We start from the raw sequence: 26,228 nt of genomic DNA on the forward strand, positions 1-26,228 counted from the left end.
CATGTCCTCGATCAACGACCACTGGGCATCCGAAAGCAGCTGGAACCGCGACATGCCCACACACTCCCAGCACACCACCCAAATATTTGTCAGACACGCCCTAGTCGCTTGCTCCCTCGCACGTCAAGTGACTCCCTGTAACCCGCTTAAAAAGCGGGTATCGCAGGTTGATCGTCCGACCGCCCCATGCGGCGGCATGCCACATTCATGTCACATGCGGCCAGCAGACGCTCGCAACCGACGACATGTGACCACAGCGCAACGCCTGGCCAGGCCATGTCCACTCACAGCCACCGCAGACCAGCGCCACTGCGAACAAGGTCAAGGGGTCGCAGGTTCAAATCCTGTCAGCCCGACCGGCAAAACAGAGCCCCTGATCTCGGAGTTTTCGAGGTCAGGGGCTCTTTGTAGGTTCGGCCGGCGATCACAGCCGTAGCCGACACAGCGTTGTACCCGGGGTCACCCGGGGATCTGCGTAGATACTCCGTCCGCAGCTTCCCCGACCCCGCGGTGGAGTCACGGTGGTGACCAATGCGCGTGAGACAGCCCAGAGCCCCGACTTCACCCACAGCGCCGACAAGGTGTTCGTGATCGACAACGCCGTGATCGTGCTGGATGGGGAATCGGCCTTTGTCTGGATTCGGGGAGGTCTCCGCGGTCTCGTCAGTGGATTTCCGGAGTGCGCTTCCGGCTCGATCTTCGGGGCAAGAACCCGTGGACGAGCCGGCCAGCCAAGCGCTGGGCTGTCGTTCGCGCCTGCACGTCCGACTCGGTCGAGTGGTTCGTTCACGCTCCTCGAATGCGATGACGGGGTGAAGACTGACTCCCGTGCAGTGGAGGGGATTTGAGTTTCGACGCGCACCGCCGGAGCATGGTTCACTCTATTGTGTCATGGTTATCTCGAACTTTAGTTCGATACGGTTGGTGTTGTGGATGGGATTAGGGAGAAGATCGAGCGGGTCGGTGGTGTTCGGGCTCGGCGGGCGCGGCTCGATGCCGAAGAACTCGAGCTGTTGGCGGAGATCGCGGCGGATGTGGGTGATGATCGGGGTGTGGTGGAGGAGTTGACGCCGGTGTTGCGAGTATCGACGCGGGAAGTCGAGCGGCGTGTGGACGACGGGAAGTCGGTGGTGCGGCGGATGCCGCGGCTGCACGCGGCGATGCAGAACGGTGAGGTGGAGTCCTACGGCGCACGGCGGGTATTGGCCGTGGTCGATCCACTCGACGACGACACCGCCCGGCAGGTCGACGGTCTCCTCGCAGAGAAGCTGACGGACGCGCCGGAGACGGCGTGGCAGCCGGGCAACCTCGCGCAGCGGGTGCGCCGGCTCGTGGAGAAGACCGACCCCGACGGGCAAACCGAACGTGCCCGGCAGGCGCGGGCGGAACGCAAGGTCGAACTCACGCCGGGCGAGCACGCTGTGTCGTCGCTGGAGGTGAGCCTGCCGTCCGAGACGGCGGGCGCCTGTTATTCGCGGGTCGATGCGATGGCCCGATCACTGCGGCACGGTGGTGACCGCCGCACCCTGGACCAACTGCGCGCCGACGTGGCCGCCGACCTGCTACTGGGACGTGACCCCGGTGTCTCCCCGCCGGAGGCGGCAGCCATGGTCTACCTCCACGTTCCCGTCGACGCGGCCCTGTCACTGTCCAACAACGGGTGCGAGCTGGACGGGTACGGACCCGTCCCGGCCCCGATCGCGCGGGAGATCATGACCAACGAGCGGAGTATCTGGCGGGCGGTGTTGTGCGACCCCGGCACCGGCGAGCCGGTGGATCTGGGGCGCACCCGGCGGCGGCCGAGCGCGGTGATCCGCGAGTTGGTGCGGGTACGGGACCGCGAATGCGTCATGCCCTGGTGCCACCGCCCCGCCCGGCACTGCGACCACGACCACGAACACCCCTGGACCACCAGCAGCAGTGGTGACAGTGACAGTGACGGTGGTGGGTCGACGTCGGTCGCCAACGGCGGACCCCGCTGCCGACGACACCACCGACTCAAAGACCACCCCGGCTGGAACACCCGCTACGACCCGGTCCACGGCATCACCCGCGTGACAACTCCGCACGGGCGACCTACACCGCCCACCGCGACCCCGTCCTCACTCCCACACGCGCCACCCCGACACGCCAGGACCCGGTACGACAAGACTCGAGACGTCAGGACCCGGGACGCACAGCCCCGACACGTCAGAACCCGGGACGACAGGCGCCGACACGCCGCGCCCCCGCACACCGCTACGACGCCCGAGTAGAACCGGAACGAGAAACCACCGCCCCGGAACGCCAGGACCACGGCAGCCCACCTTTCTAGGCGGGGATCGACCCACGTGATCTGTTGAATTCAGGGACGGGTTTCCGTATCTGGTACCCGTGCGTGTTGCTTCCACTGCACGTACGAAATAGTCGCGGGAGTAGCGATATTCACCTTCATTGCGCTCGTGTCTACTGACAGTGCGACCGTGTCGGTCGAGATCGACACACCGCGCTCCGGGTTCAGAAGCAGGAGCAGCCGTTGTTCGGGACACCAGTCCCCTGGTTTGGATGCTTCGACGCTGATCGCAACGGCGTTTCGGCCGGCACAATCGCTCGTTTGCCCCTCGATACTGACACCCGACTTGGTGGTGAGTGCTTGCAGGAACGCCGAGGCAAACAACGGATCCTGGAGATAACCGCTCCAGTTTCCGCCCGCAACGTCGAACCACTGAACACTGTCCCAGTCGCGGCCTGTGTGCAGAAGTCGAGGCTTCAAGGTGTCAAGACTGGAATGAGTGTGATCGTACGCAAATCCGCGAATAGATCACCTTGCCGGATCCGGGTGGCACAGGCTGATTACGTGCCCGTTCGGCCAGGCTAGACAGCAAATCCCGTACTGGCCCGCTGTGCATGGCTGGTTCGAACTGCAGCAATGGCGGAGCCGTGACCGTCTCGACGGGGAATAACGTCTCGCACCAGGAAGCTCGCCCCCGTAGCCGCGACCGCGGTGACGCCTGCGGCGATGAGCACACGTCGCCTACCGGTACGTTTCGGCTCTCCGGTCGATTCGACCGGAGAAGTGGCGTCGTCCGGCGGTGTCCACGAGGGCCGTTCACGCCGGGGCGGGCACAGTCGTTCTGGCCGTCCAGTAGCACAACGACACCCCGGAAACACTCTCCGTGAGAACACACATCCGCACCGGTGAGTCCAACCTCACCCCCATGGTTACCGGAACGGAATGTGAGAACCTCAGCCCCCATGCGGACAGCGGAAGTGGCCCTCTGGGTCGCGGTGGGCCTGGCAGCAGTGGCGATCGTCGCCGTGTCACTCGCCGGCTGGCAGCTCGTGGTGGCCCGCCGGCAGGCACAGCAGATGCGCAGACTGGCCGTCCGCGTCCGTGACCTGTCCACCGAGACACAGAACCACGCCGGGCAGGCGACCGAGGCCGACGAGAGCGCCCGCGACCAGGCGCGCTGGGCGTGGGAACAGGTCAAACTCGCCAACACCCAGCTCGAACAGGCCCAGCAGGAGAACCGGGACAGTGCCCGGGCCGAACAGTGGGAGTGGGCCTACGCCCTCACCACGGCCGCCCGCGAACTCGTCGACACCAGTTCCGAACTCATCCGCGTCGGCCTCGACACCCAGGTGGCACCGCACTACCGGCAGTCCGCGAACCGGCACTACCGTCAGTCCTGCCAGCGCTGGCAGGACACGATGATCAAGGCGCTCGCGCGTACGTCCCCGAGTCTGGAGCTGCAGCATCAGCTCATCGCGTTCGGCTACGTCCATCAGCGCCTGCACGGCCACATCGACGTCCTGCTGCGCGCCGCCGAAACCGGCACCCTGTCTGACAAGGACCCCGTGACGCAGGGCGTCCACGCGCTGCGCCACGAACTGGCCACCGTGCACCGCCAGTTCCAGCGCACGATCAGCGCCAGCCTCGCCACGGCCGGTGAGACCGAGATCCACGAGGCCGGCACCGCCGACCGACGCGACGTCGCGGACGCGCCCGCAGCCGAGATACCCGCGCGCGCCGAGACTCCCCGGAACGCAGCCCACCAGACCGCGCCTTCACAGCAGTCGCCGGCACAACAGGCGCCGGCACAACAGGCGCCCGCACCGCAGGCACCCGCACAGCGCACCAGCTCACGGCAGCCAACAACCTCACAGCAGCCAACGACACAGCGCAACGGCACACCGAGGAACGCCGTTACTCACACGGTGTCGGCCCAGACCGCGACCCGCCAGATCGCCAATACCGCGGACGCACCGCAACGGGCCGCGGACGCCGCCCGCGACGCGGCATCGGCACCCCAGGGGCCACCTGCGAAGGCACGGACGACCCAGGCACGACCTGCCTAGCGGCGACGGCCGCCGCCGCGTCGCTCCCCACCATCCGGCCCGGGTCAGCCGTCGCCCCCACTCAGTCCTCGCTCGCCGTCAGCCGCCGCAACCGGTCCCGCAGGTGCCGTTGTTCCGCGAGGTTGTCCGCAGCGGCGATCGCCCGGCGGTAGGCGGCCACCGCCTCCTCGGCCCGTCCCGACCGTTCCAGCAGGTGCGCCCGCACCGCATCCACCCGGGGCAGCCCCGGGTGCGCCGCCTCGAGCTCGTCCAGACCGGCCAGACCGGCCGCGTCGCCGTGCACCATGGCGTGCGCGACGACGCGGTTCAGCGTGATCGTCGGGTTCGCGTGCCCGGTCGCCGCCTCCAGCAGCCGGTACAGCACGAGGATCTCGTCCCAGTCCGTCCGTTCGGTGTCGGGCGCCTCCGCATGCAGCGCGGCGATGCACGCCTGCAGCAGGTACGGCCCGGGCTCGACGCCCGGCACGGTCCGCTCGACCAGCGCCGTCCCTTCGTCGATCAGCGCGCGGTCCCACAGTGAACGGTCCTGCTCATCGAGTGGGCGCAGCACCCCGCCCCGGCCGATCCTCGCGGGCTGGCGCGCCTCGGTCAGCAGCATCAGCGCCAGCAGCCCGGCCACTTCGGCCGAATCGGGCACGCTCTGCCGCAACGATCGCGTCAGGCGGATCGCCTCGGCAGCCAGATCGGCGTCGCGCGGCGGCGAACCGCCGGTCGTGTGGTGCGCTTCGGTGAACATCACGTACAGCACGTCCAGCACCGACGTCAGCCGCTCCGCCGCGTGTTCGGGCCGCGGCAGCGCCCTGCCCACCGCGGCCAGCCTGCGCTTGGCACGCGTGACGCGCTGGGCAATCGTGCGCTCCGGCAGCTGGTAGACACCGGCGATCTGCGCCGTGCTCAGGCCCGCCACGGCACGCAGGGTCAACGCGACCCGCCCCGACCGGGGCAGCTCCGGATGACAGCACAGCTGTAGCACCAACAGCGAATCGTCCTGCTCGGCCACTTCCGGGTGCACCGGAGGGTGTAACCGCGCCGCACGCTCCTCGCGGTCCCGGCGGCGGGCGTCGCTGCGGACCCGGTCGACGTACCGGCGGCGGGCGGTCGACGTCAGCCACCCCACCGGATCGTCGGGCAGTCCGGACGGCCACTGCCGGTACGCGTCGAACAGCGCCTCCTGCACCGCGTCCTCGCACAGGTCGAACCGGCCACTGCCGTAGGCCCGCAGCAGGCGGGCGAGGACCCGCGGCGCCGCATCACGCCACGGGTCCCCCGCCCGGTCCGGCTCGGTCATCCCTCGCCCGGATCCGCGAACATCACCGGACGCACCTCCAACGCCAGCCCCGGAATGCCCGCGTCCGGGATCCGCTTCGCCAGTTCGAGCGCCCGCCCCTCGTCGGCGACGTCCACCAGGTAGAACCCGCCCAGGTACTCCTTGCTCTCGACGAACGGACCGTCGGTCACCTCCGGCCCGTCGGCGCCGCTCCGGACGACCTTGCTCCGGCTCGGATCGGCGAGCGCCTGCGTCGCCACGAACTCGCCGCTCTCCTTGGTCTCGGCCATGAACGCGCCGTGCCCCTCCCCGATCTGCTGTTGCTGCTCCTCGGTGAGGTTCTCCAGCACCGCCGGGTCGACCTGCATCAGGATCACGTACTTCACAGTTCCTCCTCGATTCGGGCGCCGCCACCGTGGCGGCACACCAGGGGGTCGTCACCGGTCCGGCCGATGCGACAGCGCGGGGCGATCGGATGTCGCAGAGAATTCTGGCCGAGGACTCGCTGCCGACGGTGTCGCGAACCGCCGGCCGGTGACGACCACTCACCGAGCGCGTCCCGCGCCACGCGCTCACCACCGACCGGCGACATCCGAGGAGACGACATGACACAGCGAGTCCGGGTCCACTGCTTCACCGTCACCGCCGACGGCGTCGGCACGGGCGAGAACCAGAGCTTCGACCAACCATTCGGCGACGTCGACCCCGGGGAGCTGTTCGCCTGGGCAGGAGCCACCGCCAGTTGGGTCAACCGCACCGAACCGGGCGGCAACCGGGGACTCGACGACTGGATCACCCGCGACTTCGCCCACGGCATCGGCGCCGAGATCATGGGGCGCGGCAAGTTCGGCCCGCAGACCGGCCCGTGGCCGGATCACGAGTGGCAGGGCTGGTGGGGCGACGAGCCGCCGTTCCGCACGCCGGTGTTCGTACTCACCCATCATCCGCGCCCCAGTCTGACGCTCGGCGAAACGACGTTCCACTTCCTCGACACCACTCCCCGCGACGCCGTCGAGCGGGCCAAGGCGGCCGCCGACGGCGGCGACGTCCGCATCGGCGGCGGCGTCACCACACTGCGCGCCTTCCTCGACGCGGACCTGATCGACGACCTGCACATCGCCGTCACCCCGGCCGAACTCGGCGCCGGGAAACGGCTCTGGGACTCCCCCGACGAACTGACCGACCGCTTCCACCTGGAACGCGTTCCGAGTTCGAGCGGCGTCGTGCACCACTTCTTCTGGCGGCGCTGATTCTTCTGGGCGCCCTCCGCCGCGGCCGGGGTTCGGATCGGGGTCGGGACCCCGGCCGCGGTCCGAATTCCGGCGGCCTGCGCGGGATGCCCGGCGGCGATCGGTGATGATGGGCGGATGACCGGGATTCGCCGCTGGGACGTGCTGCTCGCCGTGGCCGCGGGCGGCGCGCTCGGCAGCCTCGCACGCTACGGACTCGGCGCGGCCCTGCCGTCGCCGGCGGGTGTCGCGACGCTCCTGGGCAACGTCGCGGGCTGTCTCGCCCTCGGCGCGCTCATGGCCGTCCTGACCCGGCAGGCGCCACAACCCCGGCTCCTGCGCCCGTTCCTGGGGGTCGGCGTGCTCGGCGGGTTCACGACGTTCTCGACGTACGTACTCGACGCGCTCTCGACCGCCTACGACGGGCACCTCGTCACCGCATTCGCCTACGCCGCCGGATCGGTCCTCGCGTCGCTGCTGGCCGTCGTCGCGGGCATCGCGGGCGTCCGCCGGCTGCTCGACCCGCCGCGGAGCCCCGCATGACCGCGGCGATGGTGATGCTCGGCGGAGCGGGCGGTGCGATGCTGCGCTACCTCATCGACCTGCGGATGCAGCGGGGCCGCGTCTCCGCATTCCCCTGGGGCACGCTCGTGGTGAACGTACTCGGCTCGGCGCTGCTCGGCCTGCTCACCGCGTGGGTGCTCGCCACCGGCACCGCCGGTGGCTCCGTGTTCGCGCTGGCGGGCGTCGGGTTGTGCGGCTCGCTGACGACGTTCTCCACCTTCGGCTACGACACCGTGCAGCTGATCAGCCAGCGGCGGCACCGGCACGCGGCCGCCAACGTCGCGGTGACCGTCCTCTCCGGATTCGCCGCCGCGCTCGCAGGCCTGCTCGCCGGCAGCGCCCTGTGGAGCTGACCGCCGCGGCCACGGCGGTCGGCCGGCAGGACCGGCACCGGCGAGCGGCCCGGCCTCACTGGGCCGCGAGCGTGCCCACCGGCTCCGCCGGGTCGTCGCCGCCCGGCGTCACGCCGAGCTGCTCCTTGAGCCACCGCACCTGCGTGCGCATCAGGTTCTCGGCGACCTCCTCGGCCTGCGGCGTCATGTGCGTCGCTCCGGCCAGCGGCAGGAACGTGTGCATCCGGCCCGCGGCCAGCAGCTCCGAGGAGAGCCGCAGTGCATGGGCGACGAACACGTTGTCGTCGGCGAGTCCGTGCACGATCAGCAGCGCACGCTCCAGCTTCGGCGCATCCGTGATCAGCGAGTTGCGCTCGTAGAGCTCCGGCCGCTCGTCGGGATGACCGAGATAGCGCTCGGTGTAGTGCGTGTCGTACAGGCTCCAGTCGGTCACCGGAGCACCCGCGACACCCGCCGTGAACACGTCCGGCCTGCGCAGCACCGCTGCGGCCGCGAGGTAGCCGCCGAACGACCAGCCGCGGATGGCGACCCGCGCGAGGTCGAGGTCGCCGAACCGCTCCGCCGCGGCGTGCAGCGCGTCGACCTGGTCGGCCAGCGCGACGTCGCCGAGGTCGCCCGCCATCGCCCGTTCCCACTCCGGCCCGCGGCCGGGCGAGCCGCGGCCGTCGACGACGAGCACCGCGAATCCCTGGTCGGCCAGCCATTGCGGGGTGAGCATCGCGTTCCGGCTGCGCAGCACCCGCTGTGCGTGGGGCCCGCCGTAGGGGTCGAGCAGCACGGGCAGCGATCCGTCGCCCGGCTCGTGCCCCGTGGGCAGCACCAACGCGGCGCGCAGCCCGCGCTCCCCCAGTTCGAGCCAGTGCACGTTCGGCGTGATGCCCGGCTCGGCGGCGACGGACGCGATGCCGGCGACACGCTCCCCTGCGGCCAGCACGGAGACGCGGATGCCGGCGTAGTCCGGGCTCCACGACGCCAGCACCGCCGCCTCAGCCGTCCCGGCTCCGTTGTGGACACCGACGCCCTCCGACAGCCGCCGCACCGCACCGCCCTCGGTGCGGTAGACGTGGATCTGGGTCGGGTCGTCGCCGGAGACGCTGAACAGCACCTCTTCGCCGACGTCGATGACCGAGCGCACCTGCAGGTCCGTACCGGTCACCGCGGTGCCGTCGACGAACAGCCGGTAGGCCCCGTCGGCGACGCCGACGTGCACGAGCCGACCGTCGGCGGTCCACGCCGGGGCCCCGGGGACGATCTCGACCCAGTCCGGGTCCTTCTCGGCGTGCAGCAGCCGCGTCGACCCGTGGGTGACGTCGAGGGCCCGCACCTCGAGGTGCTTCTGGTCCCGCGACTGCACCGTCAGCAGTGGCGGCCCGCCCGCCGACCAGTGCGCGGCGACGAGGTACTCCCACTCGCCGGCCGGCACGTCCACCCGGCCTCCGTCGAGCGTGACGACCGCCAGCGACACGGCGACGTTCGTCGTGCCCGCCGCCGGATAGGCGACCGTGTTCACCGGTGCCGCGGGGTTGGCCGGGTCGGCGATGTGCCAGCGCGCCACGTCGGAGCGGTCGCTGCGCGCCGCCAGCAGGCTCCGTCCGTCCGGCGACCACCAGTAGCCGCGCACCCGGCGCATCTCCTCGGCGGCGATGAACTCGGCCAGCCCCCAGCTGACGTCCTCGCTGTCGGTCTCCTCCGGTTCGGCGGCCACGACGCGGTCGTCACCGGTCGCCAGGTCCACGACGTGCAACCGCCGGTCCGCCACGTAGGCCACGTGGGTGCCCTGCGGGTTCGGCCGCGGATCGATCACCGCCGCGTCGACCAGCATCCGCACCGCGCCGGTCCCGAGGTCGGCGGTGTAGAGCCTGCCGGACAGCGAGAACGCCGCAACCGTGCCCGCGGCGTCGGTCACGTAGCCGACGACGCCGCCCGAGGTCTCCCGCGCACGTTCGCGCCGGGCCCGTTCCTCGGCGGGCAGGTCCTCCTCACCGGGCAGCAACTCGGCCGCGTCGACGAGTTTCGACTCCTCACCGGACGCGACGTCGAGCTGCCACAGGCTGTTGCGCCGGTCGTGGCCGGACTCGGACCGGAGGAACAGCACGCGCTCGCCGTCGGGCGTGACCTGGAACTGCCGGGGCGTGCCGAGCGTGAACCGTTGGGTACGTGCCTGTGCGCGGAGGAAGGAGAGATCGTCTGTCACGGACAGACACTCTGTCATGACCAGGGCGCTCCACCATGGCCGCACCCCGGTGCCCGCCGCTGCCACGCCGAGCACAACGAATAGCCGCCCGATCGGGGACAGCGCGCAAGAATTCTCGCTTCTGCGCAATGCATTCCGGCTGATCTCGACACCTGATCGGCCCTAATCTGAACGCATGACGACGTTTGCCGACCGCGCCGCCCCCACGTCCACGCCGCCGGCCGCAGCACCGGCGGCCTCGGCCGACTACATCGCACTCGACGAGCAGTGGAGCACGCACAATTACCATCCGCTGCCGGTCGTGATCGCCGGCGGCGAGGGCGCCACGGTCACCGACGTCGAAGGCGCGACCTACCTGGACTTCCTGTCCGGCTATTCGGCCCTGAACTTCGGGCACCGGCACCCGGACCTCGTCGCGGCGGCCACGGAGCAGCTGGAGCGGGTCACGCTGACCTCCCGCGCGTTCCACCACGACCGGTTCGGCCTGTTCTGCCGCGAGCTCGCGGAGCTGACCGGCACCGAGATGGTGCTGCCGATGAACTCCGGCGCCGAGGCCGTCGAATCGGCGATCAAGGTCGCGCGCAAGTGGGCCCACCGCGTGCAGGGCGTGCCGGACGGGCAGGCGCGCATCGTCGTCGCCTCCGACAATTTCCACGGGCGCACCACGACCATCGTCTCGTTCTCCACCGACGACGACGCGCGTGCCGACTTCGGGCCCTTCACCCCGGGCTTCGACGTCGTGCCCTACGGCGACGCCGAGGCGCTCGCCGGAGCCATCACCGAGCAGACCGCGGCCGTACTGGTCGAACCCGTCCAGGGCGAGGCGGGCGTCGTCGTCCCGCCCGCCGGATACCTGGCCGAGGCCCGCAGGCTGTGCGACGAGGCGGGGGCCCTGCTCATCGCCGACGAGATCCAGTCCGGCCTGTGCCGCACGGGCACGGTCTTCGCACTGGAGCACGAGGGCGTGCACGCGGACCTGTACACCCTCGGCAAGGCCCTCGGCGGTGGCATCGTGCCGGTGTCGGCCGTCGTCGGCCGCCGCGACGTCCTCGGCGTGCTGCAGCCCGGCGAACACGGCTCGACGTTCGGGGGCAACCCGCTCGCCTGCGCCGTCGGCCGTGCCGTGGTGCGGCTGCTGTCGACCGGCGAGTTCGCCGAGCGGGCCGCCACGCTGGGCGAACGCCTGCACACGCGCCTGTCCGGGCTCGTCGGCCACGGCGTCAGCGCGGTGCGGGGCCGCGGCCTCTGGGCGGGCGTGGACATCGCATCCGGCGGGCCGACCGGCCGGCAGGCCTCCACCGCGCTGCGCGAACGCGGCGTGCTCTGCAAGGAAACGCACGGCTCGACCCTGCGGATCGCGCCGCCGTTGGTGATCACCGAGACCGAACTCGACCGCGGGATCGACGCGATCGAAGCCGTCGTCACCGGCTGACCCCGCGGAGTCCCGGCGTAGGCAGAATGGGGGTCATGATCGATCTGCGCACGCCGGTGAGCACCGACGACATCGTCGCTCGCGGGAAGGCGATGCGGGACGCCACCCCGCCCGTCTCCCACGACCACGACGCGGTCAACCCGCAGCGCCCGGACGTGCTCTCCTACATCGAAACGAGCAACGCCGGGCGCCTGCCGCAGCTGCTGCCGTTGCGGCACGGCAGGATGGCCGCGTCGCCGTTCGCGTTCTACCGCGGCGCCGCCGGGCTGATGGCCGCCGACCTCGCCGGGACGCCGTCCAGCGGGATGCACGCGCAGTTGTGCGGGGACGCCCACGCAGCCAACTTCGGGCTCTTCGGCACGCCCGAGGGCGAGATCGTCATGGACATCAACGATTTCGACGAGACCGTGCCGGGCCCGTGGGAATGGGACCTCAAGCGGCTGGCGACGAGCCTCGTACTCGCGGGCCGCGAAGGCGACGTCTCGGACAAGAAGTGCCGCAAAGCGGCCGAGGCCGTCGTGAAGTCGTACCGCCGCACGGTGCGCGAACTCGCCGAGGTGCCGTTCCTGCGGTCGTGGAATGCGCTGCCGGACTCGTCGGTCGTGGAGAAGGCGAAGGCCGACGAGCTGATGGACGACTTCGAGAAGGCCGCGGCGAAGGCCAGGAAGAACACGAGCGCCAAGATCGCGGCAAAGCGCACGGAGGAGTACTCGCACGGCTCCGGCGACAGCGAGTGGCGCTTCACCGAGGACCCGCCGAAGCGCACCGCGGTCGACGACGCGACGGCCGACGCCGTCATCGGTGGCCTGGAATCCTATGTGGACACGCTCCGCGAATCCCGGCGCAACCTCATCACCCGCTATTCGGTGTCCGATGTGGCCTTCCGCGTCGTCGGCACGGGCAGCGTCGGCCGCCGGGGCTACATCGCGCTGCTGCGGGGCAACGGGGACGAGGCGCTCGTGCTGCAGCTCAAGGAGGCGTGCCCCTCCGCGTTGACCGACGTCCTCGACCCCGAACCGTGGGACCACGAGGGACACCGCATCGTGCACGGCGCGCGCCTGGTGCAGGCCGAGACCGACATCCTGCTCGGCTGGACCACCATCGAGGGCAGGCCGTACATCGTGCGCCAGTTCCGCAACATGAAGGGCGACATCGACCCGACCGGCCTCGACGGCGGGCACCTCGACGACTACGGCAGACTCGCCGGCGCGCTGCTCGCGCGGGCCCACACCCGTTCACTCGACCCGCGGCTGCTGGCGGGCTACTTCGCCGAGGACAGCGAGATGGACGAGGCCGTCGGCCGGTACGCGGTGCGCTACGCCGACCGGACCGAGGCCGACCACGCCGAACTCGTCGCCGCGATCAAGGCGGGCAAGCTCGACGCCGAGTTCGAGGACGACTGAGCCGAGGGCGGCCGCACCGGCCGACCGGTGCGGCCGGGCCGGCCGGTGCGTGATGGCGTGTCGTCAGTGCGCGATGGCGACCGAGCGGGTGTTCAGGTAGGCCTCCATCGCCTCGGGACCGCCCTCGGTGCCGTAGCCGGAGTCCTTCACGCCGCCGAACGGCAGTTCCGCCGACGGTGTGGCCGGCATGTTGACCCACAGCATGCCCACCTCCACCTTCCGCGTCAGCGTGTCGGCGGCGGCCAGCGAGCGGGTGAACGCGTAGCCGGCGAGGCCGTAGGACAACCGGTTGGCCTCGGTGATCGCCTCGTCCAGGTCGGTGAACCCGCGGATCGCGGCGACCGGCCCGAACGGCTCCTCGTTGAACAGGCGCGCGTCCGACGGGACGTCGTCGAGCACGGTCGGTGCCCAGAAGTTGCCCGCCTCGCCGATCCGCTCGCCGCCGGCGAGGGTGGCCGCGCCACGGCCCACCGCGTCGTCGTACAGCGAGGCCATGGCGTCGAGTCGGCGGCTGTTGGCCAGCGGGCCCATCTGGGTGTCGTCGGCCAGTCCGTCGCCCACCGTCACGCCGGTGGCCGACTGCGCCAGTGCCTTGGCGAAGTCCGGGCGCACCGACTCGTGCACGAGGAACCGTGTCGGCGAGATGCACACCTGGCCCGCGTTGCGGAACTTCGACTTGGCCATGATCTTCACGGCGCGTTCCACGTCGGCGTCCTCGCACACGATCACCGGCGCGTGCCCGCCCAGCTCCATCGACACCCGCTTCATGTGCCTGCCGGCGAGCTCGGCCAGCTGCTTGCCGACCGCGGTCGACCCCGTGAACGTGATCTTGCGGATCGCCGGGTGCGCGATCAGGTACTCGGAGATCTCCGCCGGATCGCCGTACACGAGCGCGAGCACCCCGGCGGGCAGGCCGGCGTCCTGGAACGCGCCCACCAGCGCCGCCGGACTGGCGGGAGTCTCCTCGGGGGCCTTGACGACCATCGAGCAGCCCGTGGCCAGGCAGGCGCCGAGTTTGCGCACCACCTGGTTGATCGGGAAGTTCCACGGGGTGAAGGCCGCCACCGGTCCGACCGGGTCCTTCACGACGAGCTGGCGGATCGTCGGGTCGGCGCGGTGCGGCACCGTCCGGCCGTAGACGCGCAGGCCCTCGTCGGCGAACCAGTCGATGATGTCCGCGCCTGCCAGGATCTCGCCTTTGGCCTCGACCAGCGGCTTGCCCTGCTCGCGGGTCATCAGGTCGGCGATCTCGTCGGCCCGCTCGCGCACCAGTCCGGCCGCCCGGCGCATGATCGCGGCGCGCTGCGCGGGCGTGTAGTCACGCCACACCTCGAAGCCGCGGCGCGCCGAGTCGGCGGCGGCGTCGAGATCCCGGCGCGAAGCGTGCGCCACGCCGCCGATCACCTCGCCGGTCGCGGGGTTGTGGACGTCGATCCGGCGTCCGTCCTCCCCGTCCCGCCAGTCGTCGTCGATGAAGAGCCGGGTGTCCGGGTAGGCCATCTCGGAAACCTCCTTGATCGCGTGCGCTCGATGTGCGGCCACGGGTGTGGTTCGACCGGTGTCGGCACCGACTCTACGATGCCGCCATGCCGGTGGCGTTCGCCTGCACCCTCGTCCTGCTCGCGACGGGCTTCGTCGCGATGGGCGTCGTCGTGGCCGGCGGACGCACCCCGACCGCCGTCGACTCCGCCGTCACCACCTTCGCCGGCCGGTTCGACGACGACGTGCTCACCGCGTTCGTGCTGCCGACCGAGCCGCCGGTGTGGCTGACGGCGCTGGCACTGCTCACCGTCGGCGCGCTGTGGCGGCGCCGGTGGGACGTCGCGGCGACCGCGCTCGGCGCCCCCGCACTGGCCACCGCGCTGGCCTCCTGGGTGGCGAAACCGCTGTTCGACCGCTGGTACGACGACCATCTCGCCTACCCCAGCGGACACACGACGGCGCTGGTCGCGACCCTCGCCGTACTGGTCCTGGCCTCACCGCCGGCACGGCGCCGCGGGCCGGCGGCCGCCGCGGCCGCGGTCGGCGCGGTGGCCGGCATCGGCCTGGTCGGGCTCGGTCACCACTACGCGACCGACGTCGTGGGCGGCGGCGCACTCGCCGTCGCCGTGACGCTCGCCGTGGCGCGGTTGGTTCAGGTGGCGCGGACGGCTACCCGCGCGAGGCCGGCGCCGACGCCTCGGCGTCCCGCGCGAGAGCCGTGAGCCTGCTGATGGCGCGCAGGTACTTCTTGCGGTAGCCGCCCGCCAGCATCTCCGCTGTGAACAGCGAGTCGAGCGAGCCGCCCGACACCTGCACCGGGATCGCGCGGTCGTAGAGCCGGTCGGCCAGGGCCACGAGCCGCAGCGCGATGGCCTGGTCGTCGGCCGCCCGGACGCCGCGGATGTGCACCGCCGGCACTCCGTCGACCAGCCGGCCGTACGCGGACGGATGCAGGCCCGCCAGGTGGCCGCACAGCGCGTCGAAGTCGTCGAGCGTCGCGCCGGGGCGCTGCTCGGCGGAGGCGTTCAGGGCGTCGTCGCTCAGCGCGGCGGGCGGCTCGGGCAGGCCGCGGTGCCGGTAGTCCGGACCGTCGACCCGCACGACCCCGAACTTCGCCGACAGCGCCCGGATCTCCCGCAGGAAGTCCTCGGCGGCGAACCGGCCCTCCCCCAGCTTGTCCGGCAGCGTGTTCGACGTGGCGGCGACGAACACGCCCGCCGCCGTCAGCTCCTTGATCAGCCTGCTGACCAGCATCGTGTCACCCGGATCGTCGAGTTCGAACTCGTCGATCGCCAGCAGCCGGTGCTCGGACAGGCGCCGCACGGCCTCCCCGAACCCGAGCGCGCCGACCACGTGGGTCAGCTCGACGAACGTGCCGTACGCCTTCGGCCCGGGCACCGCGTGCCAGATCGAGGCCAGCAGGTGGGTCTTGCCGACGCCGAACCCGCCGTCCAGGTACAACCCGAGGGGGCCGTCATCCGCCCGGTCCCCGGTCCTGCGGCCGAACAGCCCGCGCAGTCCGGAGCGCTTGCCGCCGGCCGCACCGACCCGCTCGGCGAACGCGCCGCAATCGGTGATCGCGGTGGCCTGGCTGGGTTCGTCGGGGTTGGGAATGTAGGTCGAGAGCCGCACCTCGTCGAACCGCGGCGGGGGCACGAGCGTGGTGATCAGCTCGTCCGCACCGATCTCGGGACGACGCTCGGTCAGCTTCTCGGCAGGCATGGTCCTCAGGCTAGTCGCCGCCCGGCTCGCGCCCCTCCCCGATGTGACCCGGGCCGCGACGGGCGCGGTGGTACTGCGTGCGGCGACGGGCCGTGCTGGGATGGCGCAGTGCACCAGCTGTGGCCCGTACCGACCGCATCCGATCCCGACGGCACGCAGGCCGCTGCGCGGGAGCTGACCGACACCGACCTCGAAGCGCTCTACGGCTATCCGGCCGACCTCGACCGGCCCTGGATCCAGGCCAACTTCGTCGCCTCCGCCGACGGGGCCGTCAGCGTCGACGAACTGTCCGCGGGCCTGTCCAGCCCGGCCGACAAGCGCGTGTTCCTGCTGGGCCGCGACCTGGCCGACGTCGTGCTCGTCGGCGCGGGCACCGCACTGGGCGAGAACTATCGCGGGGCCCGGACCAACGAGACCCGCCGCGCGCGCAGGCGCCGCCACGGCCTGTCGGACGTTCCGCCGATCGCCGTCGTGACGCGCCGCTGTTCGATCCCGCCGGACGCGCCGGTCATCACCGAGACGTCGGTGCCGACGCTCGTCATCACGACCGCCGACGCTCCCGCCGACCGCAGGGCCGCGCTCACCGACGCGGGCGCCGACGTGCTGCTGGCCGGCGAGGACACCGTCGAGCCTGCCGCGGCGGTCCGCCTGCTCGACGACCACGGCCTCCGCCGCATCGACTGCGAAGGCGGGCCGCACCTGTTCGCCTCGCTCGTGGCCGCCGACCTGATCGACCAGCTGTGCCTGACCTACGCCCCGATGGTGGCCGGACCCGGACCGGGCCGCATCGTCGCTGGGCTGCCGACGACGCCCCGTGCCATGACGCTGGAGTCGCTGCTGCACCACGACGGCTTCCTGCTCGCCCGCTACCGGCGACACTGAATCGGCAACGGGCGACCTCCCCGCGGCCCGAGGCGTCCGGCCCTCGCGCGGCCCTCACGGCACGCTCACCGCGCGCGTGCGACAGTGACGCCCGCGCCGCCGAGGGAGCGCACCGCCGTCACCGGGTGTCCGCCCGGTGCACGGCACCGCCGACCGACCCGAGTGAGGACCTGACCGTTGCCGCGCCGCCATCCGCCACGTCGCCACGCCCGGCGGGCCGTGCTGGCCGCCCTGCTTCCCGTCCTCGTCGTCGCCGGGTGCACGGTCGGCCCGTCGACGCGGCCCGCCGTGGTCCAGAACGACGCCCCGGCACCGACCGAACGCGACCGCGAGGAATCGCCGGCGCCGCTACCGCCGCTCGGTGAGCCCGGCTCGTCCCGCATCGGCTGGTCCGACTGCGCCGCCGAGACGCGCGAACAGCTCGGCGAGGCCGCCGGCCGGAACCTGAACTACGAATGCGCGTACCTCACGACCACCCTCGACCCGCCCGGGATGCCCGGGCAGGGGCTCGCCCGCATGTCGGTGCTCAAGGCGGGCGACGGTCCGGTGCCGCTGGTGGTCGTCAACGACGTCGACGGCGAACCCGGCACCCGGTACGCCGCGCGACTGGCCGCGACGCTGCCCGACGAGCTGCTGCAACAGTTCTCGCTGATCGGCGTGGACCGCCGCGGCACGGGCGGTTCGGACGCCGTGCGCTGCATCCCGTCCGCCGAGCGGGCGACCCTGCTCGACAGCGACCCGTCGGAGGGCATCCAGCGGCCGCTGGATGCCGCCCGCACCGCGGGGCAGCAGTGCGCCATCGCGCTCGAGGACGAACAGGGCGCCATCGACACCCGGCGCACCACGAGCGACCTCGAGACCCTCCGCGAGAACCTCGGCATGGACCGTCTCCACGCACTCGGACACGGCGAGGGCTCCCGCGTGCTCGCCGTGTACAGCGCACGGTTCCCCGACAAGACCGGACGGATGGTCCTCGACGGCATGCCGGATCCGTCCGACGACCACGCCACCGTGCTCGACGGGGTCGCCGGTGGCGCCGAAGCCACCCTCGACGCCGCGGGCGCGCAGCTCGGCCGCGACCTGCGCGCCGACGTCACGGCACTGACCGGCGAGCTCGACCGCGGCGCACCGCTGACCTCCGGCGGGTACCGGCTCACCCCGCAGCTGGCCGTCCGCGCGGTACTGTCCGGCCTCGCCCAGCGTGACCGCTGGGCCGATCTCGCCGACGCCGTCGCCGCAGCGCGCTCCGGCGACCCGAACCCGCTGTTCGGATTCGTGCGTCCCCACATCGTCGAAGACCGGCTCGCCGCGGCCCGCCTCGACGGCACGATCGCGACGCAGTGCAACGACACCGTCACCCGGCAGCCCGCCGACCGGCTGGCCTCGACCGCCCGTGACCTCGCCCGCAACCACCCCGTGTTCGGCGCCGCGCTCGCTCAGGAGCTGGTGTGGTGCAGTCCGTGGCCCACCCGGTCCGACGAGCCCGGGGACATCGCCTCCGAGCACACGCCGCCGATCGTGGTCGTCAGCACCGAGACCGACCCGGTCACCCCCGGCAAGGGAACGGTCCGGGCCGCCGATCAGATGCCGCGTGCGGTGCACGTGGCATGGAAGGGCGCCGGGCACGGCGCGCTGAGCTCGGCGTGTGTCACCGACGCGGCGCGGGGATTCCTCGTCGACGGCGAGGTGCCGCGGGACGGCACCCTGTGCCCGGCGTGACCCGCCGCGCGTGACCGGGCACGCCCGTCCGGGGTTCGGGCCCGGCCCGGCCCGAACGGAACCGCTCGCCACCGGCCGCAGCGACCACAGCGCCGCTGTCGATCATCGCGCGTACCCGGCGAAGCGTTACTTGACGGAGGGCATGGGGAATGTTTCGCTGTCGCGCGGTGAATCTTCTGTCGTTGCTCTCCGGTCTGACCAAGCACGACCCACACGCCATCATCGCGATCGACGCCGATCCCGCGCAGCCCGTCCACGTGAGCCGCTCCGAACTGTGGCGGCGCACGCTGCAGCTGCGCGCGGATCTGGCGACGACGGGCGTGGGGCGTGGTGACGTCGTCGCCGTGTGCCTGCCGAACTGGTCCGACCTGCTCGGCTGGCAGATCGCGACGGCCTCGCTCGGCGCGTGCGCCGTCGGACTCGACCCTGCGGCGCCGACCGCCGAACTGGCGCGCGCCGTGACCGACACCCGACCGCGGGTCCTCGCGCTCGACCGGGACGTGCCCGCGACGCTCACCGACCACCTCCGTGCGGAATGCGCCGCCACGCCCGGCGACCCGGCACCCGCCGTCGCGGTCGTGCCCGGCCCGTGGTCCCAGCCCCCGGTCGACCCGTCGGCGTGGGATCTGGGCGGCGGTGCGTGGCAGCCCAGCGCCGCCACCGCGGGCATGCCGATGCCGGCGACCAGCGGCGACGAACCCGCCGTGGCGTTCGCCCCCGGGCTGGCCTGCTACCGGGAATCGGTCGTGGTGCGGCACGCGACCTCGACGGCAACGGCGCTCGGGCTCGGCGACGGCGACCTGGTCGTCTGCACCCGCCCGGCGACGCGTCCCATCGCGTGGTCGTTCGCCCTCGCGGCGCTCGCGGGCGGCGCGACGTACCTGTTCGACCCCAGGCTCGACGAAACCACCCTGCCCGGCGAACTCGCCCGGTTCGGGGCGACACACCTGGCCGCCGACGAGGCGACCGCGCTGCGCCTGGCCAAGTCCTGCCACGCCCGGAGTCACGACGCCGGCGCGGTGCTGCCGTCGCTCCGATGGGTGGGCATCGCGAACGCCACCTCCGCCGACGCCGCACAGCGGCTCGACGAACTCGGCATACCGGCCCGTGGCTTCTACGCCCCGGCCGGGGTGCTCGCACCGTTCGCGGTGTGGCCCACCGGCAGGTCGACCGCCGACCGGTGGCTCGGCGGCGGCCATCCGGTGTGCGCGGACGTCGACGTCCGCGTGACCGACCCCGAGTCCGGCGAGCCCGTCGCCGACGGCGAGAGCGGAGTCGTCGAGCTACGCGGTGCCTGCGTACCCGAACCGCGTTCCGAGAGCCACGGCACGGCCGCAGCCGACTGGTTCCCCACCGGCGACCTGGGCACGCTGACCCCCGGCGGCGACGTGCGCTACGACGGTCCCGCGGACCGCGACGCGTGAGCGCCCCGACCGTCCACTACGGTTGATCCGTGCCGCGCCGGACCACACTGCTTCTCGGAATCCTGTTGCTCGCGGCGCTCGTTCTCGCGGCGCTGCTGCTGCCGATCCCCTCCCCGGCCGAGATGCGCGCCTGGGCGGACGAGGCGGGTGCCGCCGCCTCGGTCGTGTTCCTGGCCGCCTACGCCGTGTGCACGATCGCACCCGTCCCCCGCACCGCATTCAACCTCGCCGCCGGTCTGCTCCTCGGGCACGTCTCCGGCGTGGTCGTCGCCCTCACCGCCACGATCGTGTCCGGTCTGTGCGGATTCCAGCTCGCGCGCCTGCTCGGCCGGGAGTTCGTCACCCGCAATCTGCACCGCACCTCCGTGCACGCCGTCGACGCGCGACTCTCCGGCGGCGGTATGCTGGCCGTCGCGTCGCTGCGGCTGATCCCGGTCGTGCCGTTCGCCCCGTTGAGCTACTGCTGCGGTGTGTCCTCGCTCGCACTTCGGCCGTATCTCGTCGGCACCGCACTCGGCAGTGTTCCGGGCACGATCGCCGTGGTCGTTCTCGGCGACGCCCTGACCGGTAACACACCGACTGCGCTGCTGATCTGCTACGGCGTGTTCGCCGCACTGGGCGCTGCCGGACTGCTGCGCGTCATCCGCACGGCGGCACCGGCCGGCGATCGGATGGCCGGGGTGGCGTCCCGTCCGGACGGCGCAGCCGACTAGGCGGCCCCGGTTCGATCGGGCCGCGCCGAGGCGGGAAGCTACACTCGACACGGGCGCTAGCGGGGTGGCGCACCGGTCCCTTTTCGAGAGCTCGGGCCGTCACGACAACGACGGGCTCGAGCAGCAGCCGAGCAGTACCCGAGGAGAAGGCGTCATCGACACCGGTCAGTTGGTCGCAGGCCACTATCGCCTCGTAGAGCACGTCGGCAGCGGCGCCATGGGCATCGTGTGGCGCGCCGTCGATGAACGCCTCGAACGGTCGGTCGCCGTCAAGCAGATCCTGACGCAGCCCGGTCTGTCCGAGACCGAGCGCACGACCGTGCGCCAGCGCGCCATGCGCGAGGCGAGGAACGCCGCCCGGTTCCAGCATCCGGGTGCCATCGTCGTGTTCGACATCACCGAACACGACGGCGACCCCGTGCTCGTCATGGAGTACCTGCCCTCACAGAGCCTGTCCGCGATCCTCGCCGAGCGCGGCACCCTGCCGGTGCCCGAGGTCGCCCGCATCGGCGAACAGGTCGCCGCCGCGCTGGTCGCGGCCCACCGGGCGGGGATCGTGCATCGTGACATCAAGCCCGGCAACCTGCTGATCGATTCCGGTGGCACCTGCAAGATCACCGACTTCGGTATCTCGCGGGCCAGCGGTGACCTGACGCTCACCCAGACCGGTCTCATCGGCGGGACTCCGGCGTATCTCGCACCCGAACTCGCACGCGGTGCGGACCCGACGCCCGCATCCGACGTGTTCGCCCTCGGCGCGACCCTGTACCACGCGATCGAAGGCCTGCCCCCGTACGGCGACAACACCAACCAGCTCGCACTGCTCTATGCCGCCGCGAACGGGCAGATCAACCCTCCTCACCACGCGGGCCAGGCGACCGCGCTGCTGATGAGCCTGCTGCGTACCGAGGCCGACGAACGCCCCACGATGGGCGAGGCGCAGGAGCAACTCGCCCAGCTGGCAGGTGGCGCACCGACCGCCGGGCCCCCGCTCGCGGCCACCGCGGTCTCACCCGCGGTGGCCGATCACGGCGGTGGCCGCAGGCCCGCGGCACCGTGGCAACGCGGCGACCAGCGTTCCGCCCCGCCGTCGACCGCCACGGGCACGCCCGCCGTGACCTCGGCAGCCACCGCGGACGAAGGCGGCACGAGTGGCAGACGGCGCACCCCGTTGCTGCTGGTCGCGGCCGGCATCGCCGTGCTGGCCGTCGCCGCGGTGCTGGTGTTCGCACTCGGCGGCGGGGACGACGACCCGGCCGCGGGCGGCGACCCGTCGCAGCCGCGGGACCCGGTCTCCTCGACGGCGCCCCCGTCCTCGAGCACGCAGTCCGGCTCCGACGAGCCCGTCGAGTGGGGGGACGCCGGAGCCCTGGTCGGCGAGTTCTACAACGACCCGGAGTGGGACCGGCTGACCCCCTCGGCCCAGGCTGCCTACGGCTCGGAGGAGGACTTCGAGACGTACTGGGACGAGCACAGTCTGTCCGGATGGTCCGACGCGTCGGCCCCCGATGGCCAGAACGCCGACGGTTCGGTCGACATCCAGGTCCAGCTCGACTTCGGCGACGGCAAGCGGCCCCACACGGTGCGGGTCGTCAACGCCGACGGCGAACTGAAGCTCGACGGCGAGACCCGGCCGCAGGCGGGGGTGTCGCGCTGACCGGCGACCCGGGCACGCCAGTGCGCATGTCCTACCGACTGCGCATGTCCTACCGTGGGCACCATGCCGGATGACGAGGCCACCCGCCGTCGGCGACTGTTCGACGACGAACTCGTCGGGCTCGATCCGGACGATCCGGAGGCCCAGGAGTTCGCCGACCACCTGAACCGGATGCAGCGTGCCGATCCGGCGTTCACGGTCGAAGGGTCGCTGCGCGGCGTGGCCGACTTCGCCGAGGGCAGCACCCGCGCGAGCGGCCTGCGCTGGTGGACCGCCGTGCTGATCATCCTGCTGCTTCTGCTGGGCGTCGTCGTCGGTGCCTGGGACCAGCTGAGCGCCTTCGTCACGCACCTGGCCGGGTAATCTGGGCGGTATGGATCCCGCCGCGAACACCACTCCCGCCGAGAGCACCAGTCCCGCCCAGACCACTGCCCGCGTCACGAAATCCGACGACGAGTGGCGCGCCGAACTGGAGCCGGAAGCCTACGCGGTGCTGCGCACATCGGCCACCGAGCGCCCGTTCACCGGCGACTACACCGACACGACCACCGAAGGCGTCTACGAGTGCCGGGGCTGCGGCGCCGAGCTGTTCCGTTCGACGACGAAGTTCGACAGCCACTGCGGCTGGCCGTCGTTCTACGATCCGGCCGACTCCGATGCCGTCATCCTGCGCAAGGACGCCTCGCTCGGCATGGTGCGCATCGAGGTGCTGTGCGCGTCGTGCCACGGCCACCTCGGACACGTCTTCGAGGGCGAGGGCTACGCGACGCCGACGGACCAGCGCTACTGCATCAACTCGGTCGCGCTGCGCCTCGTCCCCGCAGAGTAGGAGTCCCCGCAGAGTAGGAGTCCCCGCAGAGTAGGAGTCCCCGCGGAGTAGGAGTCCCCGTCGAATGAGGGCATCCGCCCCGTGAAGCCTGCGGGAACTCACGGGACCGGCCGCAGCGTGGGGCGCGCCTCACGCTGCGGCGGGAACGACCTCGACGTCGCACGGCACCCCGTGTGCTCTGCCCAACCGCGCATCCGCGGTGACCAGGGGAAGCTTGAGCCGCACGGCCAGGCTCACGTACAGCCCGTCGTAGAATCGCACGCGGTCCCGCAGCTCCCAGGCACCGCGGCTCAACGGCCCCGCGTGGGGATAGCGTTCGTCGACCACCAGGTCCACCGCGGCCAGTGCCGCCGCCGCACCGTCGGGCGAGAGGCCGCCCCGCAGCACGTGCTTGCGAAGCACGTCGCCCACCTCGGCGTCGACGAGGTGCGGCGCGTGCACCGCACCGGCGGCGAGACGTCTCCCCAGTTCCTCGGCCCGTGGTGTCAGCTCGGTCAACATCACCACCAGCGTCGAGGCGTCGGCCACGACCTCATCGCCCACGATGGTTCGCATCCTCGTCGCCCGGCCACGGGCCCCGGATGTCGTCGAGATCGGACACGACGGTCTCCGCCGTGACACCGGGTTCGTTCCGCTCGGTCAACTCGGCCCGCAGGCGTTCGAACACCGATCGCTTCCGCGCGACCCGCGCCAGGAAGCCCGCCTGTTCCCGCATGTAGGACTGCAGCGACTTGCCCTCCGCGCTGGCCGCGGCGCGCAGGGCCTCGTACTCCTCGTCCGGGATGTCACGGATCTGAATGGTCGCCATAGCGCCATTTTAGCGCTGCGCCATTCTGGCGCTATGGCGGTCGACACTGCAGCGGCCGGGTGGACCATCGCGCCGCCTCAGGGCAGCGTGCGCACCAGATCACTCGGCTCGATGCGCGGACCCGTGTAGAACGGGATCTCCTCACGCACGTGGCGCCGCGCCTCGGTGCCGCGCAGGTGCCGCATGAGGTCGACGATCCGGTGCAGTTCGTCGGCCTCGAACGCGAGGATCCACTCGTAGTCACCGAGCGCGAAGGCGGGCACGGTGTTGGCACGCACGTCCGGGTAGTCGCGGGCCTCCTTGCCGTGGTCGGCGAGCATCGTCCGGCGCTCGTCGTCCGGCAACAGGTACCACTCGTAGGAGCGCACGAACGGGTACACGCAGACGTAGCGCTTCGGGTCCTCGCCCGCGACGAACGCCGGGACGTGGCTCTTGTTGAACTCGGCGGGCCGGTGCAGCGCCACCTGGCTCCAGACCGGCGTGGACACGCGGCCGAGCGGCGTCGTGCGACGGAACGCGGTGTAGGCCGCCTGGAGCTGTTCGACCTCCTCGGCGTGCCACCAGATCATGAAGTCGGCGTCGGCGCGCATGCCCGCGACGTCGTACACCCCGCGGACCACGACACCCTTGCCTTCGAGAGCGTCCAGGTACTCGGCGGTCGCCTGCGCCGCGGCGTCGCGGTCGTCGCCGAGCGTGCCGGGCTCGACCCGGAAGACCGACCACATGGTGTACCGGAGCGTGCTGTTCAGTTCGTCGTAATTCAACCGAGCCATGGCCCTATGATCCCACCGTCGTCCGGGCTGCCACGCGCCGGGCGGCGGCGTCGGCCGTCCCGATGCAGGCGGGAATGCCCACGCCGTGGAGTGCCGCTCCGGCGACGGCGAGCCCGGGCAGGGCGGAGACGGCCGCGTCGATGCGCGCCACACGGTCGCCGTGCCCGACGCCGTACTGCGGCAGTCCGCCGCCCCAGCGCTGCACCCGGGCCTCGACCGGCTCGGCGGTGATGCCGGTCAGCTCCGCGAGATCCGCACGGACGCACCGGACGAGCTCGTCGTCGGTGGCACGCAGCGCGACGAGGTCACCGAACCGGCCCACCGACCCCCGCAGCAGCACGGGCCCGTCCGGTGCGGCCAGGTGTGGCCATTTGCGCGCGGAGAACGTGAACGCCTTGGCGGTGAACCGCCCGCCGTCGCGCGTGTGCTCGCCCGCTCCGATCAGCAACCCGGACGAGTCGGGCAGCGCGGTCCCGGCGGGCAGGGCCAGGGCGACCACGGCCATCGACGCGAGCTCGACCTCGCCGTACGCGGCTGCGGCGGCGGGCGCCACGTCGGCGAGCAGGCGCGCGGCCGCCGGTGCCGGAACGGCGAGCACGACGGCGTCGACGTCGAGATCGGGTGCGGCCGGGGCGTGCGCCGCGGGGACGGCGCCGAAGGTCAGGCGCCAGCCACCGCCCTCGCGACGGCTCACCGCGCGCACCGGAACCCCGAGCCGCACGTCGGCGCCGGCACGCGCCTCGAGCTCCGTGATCAGCGCGGCGAGGCCACCGGAGAGAGTGCCGAACACCGGTGCGGGGTTCGGCGGGGCCGCCGGATCCGGCAACTGGGCGGAGATCGCCGACGTCACCGACCCGGCCCCGCCGTCCAGCGCGTGCGCGAGGGCGGGCAGCACCGCGCGGAGACCGAGACCGTCCGCACCGCCCGCGTACACACCGCCGAGGAGCGGATCGACGAGCCGGTCGACCACTTCGTCACCGAGCCGCGCGCGCAGCAGCAGGCCGAGCGACGCGTCGTCGCCGACGGGCTCGACCGGCGGGAGTCCCGCCTCCCCCGCGACGGCGCGGGCCCCCGCCTCGGACAGCACGTGCGCGACCGCATCCGGGTCGGCGGGGATCCCCATGACGGTGCGTTTCGGCAGGCCCGTGGTCGCGCCGCCCGCGCGCAGGCTCGACGACGCTCCCGACGGATGCCGCAGCCGGTCGGTCAGGCCCAGTTCACGTACCAGGTCGAGGGCCTCCGGTCGCCGCGCCAGGAACGCCTCCGCACCGACGTCGCACGGCACGCCGGCCAGCGACACCGTGCGCAGCTTGCCGCCGAGCTCGCCGGACGCCTCGCACACGGTGATCGCGGCGTCCCGGCCGAGCAGCGTGCGGAGACGATAGGCGGCGGTCAGCCCGGAGACGCCTCCCCCGACGACCGCGACCCTCACAGCGCGC

General features: G+C 72.0%; 26 protein-coding genes. 16 read left to right on the top strand and 10 right to left on the bottom strand.

Annotated features, from left to right (window positions below):
- Positions 1–521: 521 nt before the first annotated feature.
- Positions 522–848: a hypothetical protein gene (locus LY41_RS00230; protein ID WP_253861636.1), complete on the top strand. Its 327-nt coding sequence runs from the start codon at positions 522–524 to the stop codon at positions 846–848.
- An 81-nt stretch (positions 849–929) separates the two neighbouring features.
- Positions 930–2,255: a DUF222 domain-containing protein gene (locus LY41_RS00235; protein ID WP_253861638.1), complete on the top strand. Its 1,326-nt coding sequence runs from the start codon at positions 930–932 to the stop codon at positions 2,253–2,255.
- 89 nt (positions 2,256–2,344) lie between these two features.
- On the opposite strand, the gene LY41_RS00240 is transcribed toward LY41_RS00235, so the two are convergent.
- Complete coding sequence (locus LY41_RS00240; protein ID WP_253861640.1) at positions 2,345–2,752, bottom strand: hypothetical protein; 408 nt, start codon at positions 2,750–2,752, stop codon at positions 2,345–2,347.
- Positions 2,753–3,234: 482 nt separating this feature from the next.
- On the opposite strand from LY41_RS00240, the gene LY41_RS00245 reads away from it, so the two are divergent.
- Positions 3,235–4,338 carry a hypothetical protein gene (locus LY41_RS00245; RefSeq protein WP_253861642.1) on the top strand — a complete coding sequence of 368 codons (1,104 nt, stop codon included), beginning with the start codon at positions 3,235–3,237 and terminating at the stop codon, positions 4,336–4,338.
- A gap of 61 nt (positions 4,339–4,399) precedes the next feature.
- On the opposite strand, the gene LY41_RS00250 is transcribed toward LY41_RS00245, so the two are convergent.
- Together LY41_RS00250 and LY41_RS00255 are read right to left on the bottom strand one after the other, a co-directional pair.
- Positions 4,400–5,626, bottom strand: a complete 1,227-nt coding sequence (locus LY41_RS00250) for an RNA polymerase sigma factor (RefSeq protein ID WP_253861643.1) — start codon at positions 5,624–5,626, stop codon at positions 4,400–4,402.
- Positions 5,623–5,991 carry a YciI family protein gene (locus tag LY41_RS00255; protein ID WP_253861645.1) on the bottom strand — a complete coding sequence of 123 codons (369 nt, stop codon included), beginning with the start codon at positions 5,989–5,991 and terminating at the stop codon, positions 5,623–5,625. Before LY41_RS00255 ends, LY41_RS00250 begins: the two co-directional genes overlap by 4 nt.
- A gap of 219 nt (positions 5,992–6,210) precedes the next feature.
- On the opposite strand from LY41_RS00255, the gene LY41_RS00260 reads away from it, so the two are divergent.
- The 3 genes from LY41_RS00260 (at position 6,211) to crcB (ending at position 7,751) form a co-directional block, all read left to right on the top strand.
- Positions 6,211–6,855, top strand: a complete 645-nt coding sequence (locus LY41_RS00260) for a dihydrofolate reductase family protein (protein WP_253861646.1) — start codon at positions 6,211–6,213, stop codon at positions 6,853–6,855.
- 117 nt (positions 6,856–6,972) lie between these two features.
- Positions 6,973–7,377: a fluoride efflux transporter FluC gene (locus LY41_RS00265; RefSeq protein ID WP_253861648.1), complete on the top strand. Its 405-nt coding sequence runs from the start codon at positions 6,973–6,975 to the stop codon at positions 7,375–7,377.
- Entirely contained in the window at positions 7,374–7,751 is a 378-nt protein-coding gene (gene crcB / locus LY41_RS00270) for a fluoride efflux transporter CrcB (RefSeq protein ID WP_253861649.1), read from the top strand. The genes LY41_RS00265 and crcB overlap by 4 nt, the downstream gene beginning before the upstream one ends.
- A gap of 55 nt (positions 7,752–7,806) precedes the next feature.
- On the opposite strand, the gene LY41_RS00275 is transcribed toward crcB, so the two are convergent.
- Complete coding sequence (locus LY41_RS00275; RefSeq protein ID WP_253861651.1) at positions 7,807–9,963, bottom strand: S9 family peptidase; 2,157 nt, start codon at positions 9,961–9,963, stop codon at positions 7,807–7,809.
- Positions 9,964–10,120: 157 nt separating this feature from the next.
- Between LY41_RS00275 and rocD the strand changes: the two genes are divergently transcribed.
- Together rocD and LY41_RS00285 are read left to right on the top strand one after the other, a co-directional pair.
- The gene (gene rocD / locus LY41_RS00280; protein WP_253861653.1) at positions 10,121–11,377 is read left to right on the top strand and encodes an ornithine--oxo-acid transaminase; all 1,257 of its coding nucleotides are present in this window, start codon (positions 10,121–10,123) and stop codon (positions 11,375–11,377) included.
- Between the two features lie 35 nt (positions 11,378–11,412).
- Entirely contained in the window at positions 11,413–12,780 is a 1,368-nt protein-coding gene (locus LY41_RS00285; protein WP_253861655.1) for a DUF2252 domain-containing protein, read from the top strand.
- A 63-nt stretch (positions 12,781–12,843) separates the two neighbouring features.
- On the opposite strand, the gene LY41_RS00290 is transcribed toward LY41_RS00285, so the two are convergent.
- Entirely contained in the window at positions 12,844–14,280 is a 1,437-nt protein-coding gene (locus tag LY41_RS00290) for an NAD-dependent succinate-semialdehyde dehydrogenase (RefSeq protein ID WP_253861656.1), read from the bottom strand.
- 86 nt (positions 14,281–14,366) lie between these two features.
- Between LY41_RS00290 and LY41_RS00295 the strand changes: the two genes are divergently transcribed.
- Positions 14,367–14,984, top strand: a complete 618-nt coding sequence (locus LY41_RS00295; RefSeq protein ID WP_253861657.1) for a phosphatase PAP2 family protein — start codon at positions 14,367–14,369, stop codon at positions 14,982–14,984.
- Here LY41_RS00295 and zapE read toward each other — a convergent pair.
- On the bottom strand, positions 14,932–15,984 hold the full coding sequence (zapE, locus tag LY41_RS00300; protein ID WP_253861659.1) for a cell division protein ZapE: 1,053 nt from the start codon (positions 15,982–15,984) through the stop codon (positions 14,932–14,934). The two genes, LY41_RS00295 and zapE, sit on opposite strands and share 53 nt — an antisense overlap.
- 108 nt (positions 15,985–16,092) lie before the next feature.
- On the opposite strand from zapE, the gene LY41_RS00305 reads away from it, so the two are divergent.
- The 7 genes from LY41_RS00305 to msrB all read left to right on the top strand — a co-directional run bounded on the left by LY41_RS00305 (position 16,093) and on the right by msrB (position 23,208).
- Complete coding sequence (locus LY41_RS00305; protein WP_372493037.1) at positions 16,093–16,866, top strand: pyrimidine reductase family protein; 774 nt, start codon at positions 16,093–16,095, stop codon at positions 16,864–16,866.
- Between the two features lie 177 nt (positions 16,867–17,043).
- Complete coding sequence (locus LY41_RS00310; protein WP_253861661.1) at positions 17,044–18,585, top strand: alpha/beta hydrolase; 1,542 nt, start codon at positions 17,044–17,046, stop codon at positions 18,583–18,585.
- Positions 18,586–18,752: 167 nt separating this feature from the next.
- A complete protein-coding gene (locus tag LY41_RS00315) occupies positions 18,753–20,009 on the top strand; it encodes an AMP-binding protein (RefSeq protein ID WP_253861662.1) in 1,257 nt (418 codons plus the stop codon).
- Between the two features lie 29 nt (positions 20,010–20,038).
- Positions 20,039–20,722, top strand: a complete 684-nt coding sequence (locus LY41_RS00320; RefSeq protein WP_253861664.1) for a TVP38/TMEM64 family protein — start codon at positions 20,039–20,041, stop codon at positions 20,720–20,722.
- A gap of 217 nt (positions 20,723–20,939) precedes the next feature.
- Positions 20,940–22,379: a serine/threonine-protein kinase gene (locus LY41_RS00325; protein WP_253862819.1), complete on the top strand. Its 1,440-nt coding sequence runs from the start codon at positions 20,940–20,942 to the stop codon at positions 22,377–22,379.
- A 63-nt stretch (positions 22,380–22,442) separates the two neighbouring features.
- Positions 22,443–22,742 (top strand): hypothetical protein, encoded by a 300-nt coding sequence (locus tag LY41_RS00330; protein WP_253861666.1) that lies wholly within the window; start codon positions 22,443–22,445, stop codon positions 22,740–22,742.
- A gap of 10 nt (positions 22,743–22,752) precedes the next feature.
- Positions 22,753–23,208, top strand: a complete 456-nt coding sequence (gene msrB, locus LY41_RS00335) for a peptide-methionine (R)-S-oxide reductase MsrB (protein WP_253861668.1) — start codon at positions 22,753–22,755, stop codon at positions 23,206–23,208.
- 129 nt (positions 23,209–23,337) lie between these two features.
- Here msrB and LY41_RS00340 read toward each other — a convergent pair whose 3' ends face one another.
- The 4 genes from LY41_RS00340 to hemG form a co-directional block, all read right to left on the bottom strand.
- Positions 23,338–23,751, bottom strand: a complete 414-nt coding sequence (locus LY41_RS00340; protein WP_253861670.1) for a type II toxin-antitoxin system VapC family toxin — start codon at positions 23,749–23,751, stop codon at positions 23,338–23,340.
- Entirely contained in the window at positions 23,741–24,016 is a 276-nt protein-coding gene (locus LY41_RS00345; protein WP_253861672.1) for a FitA-like ribbon-helix-helix domain-containing protein, read from the bottom strand. The genes LY41_RS00340 and LY41_RS00345 overlap by 11 nt, the downstream gene beginning before the upstream one ends.
- 77 nt (positions 24,017–24,093) lie before the next feature.
- Positions 24,094–24,789 (bottom strand): hydrogen peroxide-dependent heme synthase, encoded by a 696-nt coding sequence (gene hemQ / locus LY41_RS00350; RefSeq protein WP_253861674.1) that lies wholly within the window; start codon positions 24,787–24,789, stop codon positions 24,094–24,096.
- Positions 24,790–24,793: 4 nt separating this feature from the next.
- Positions 24,794–26,221: a protoporphyrinogen oxidase gene (gene hemG, locus LY41_RS00355; RefSeq protein ID WP_253861676.1), complete on the bottom strand. Its 1,428-nt coding sequence runs from the start codon at positions 26,219–26,221 to the stop codon at positions 24,794–24,796.
- Positions 26,222–26,228: the final 7 nt, after the last annotated feature.

Source organism: Prauserella halophila, assembly GCF_024171895.1.
GTDB lineage: Bacteria > Actinomycetota > Actinomycetes > Mycobacteriales > Pseudonocardiaceae > Prauserella > Prauserella halophila.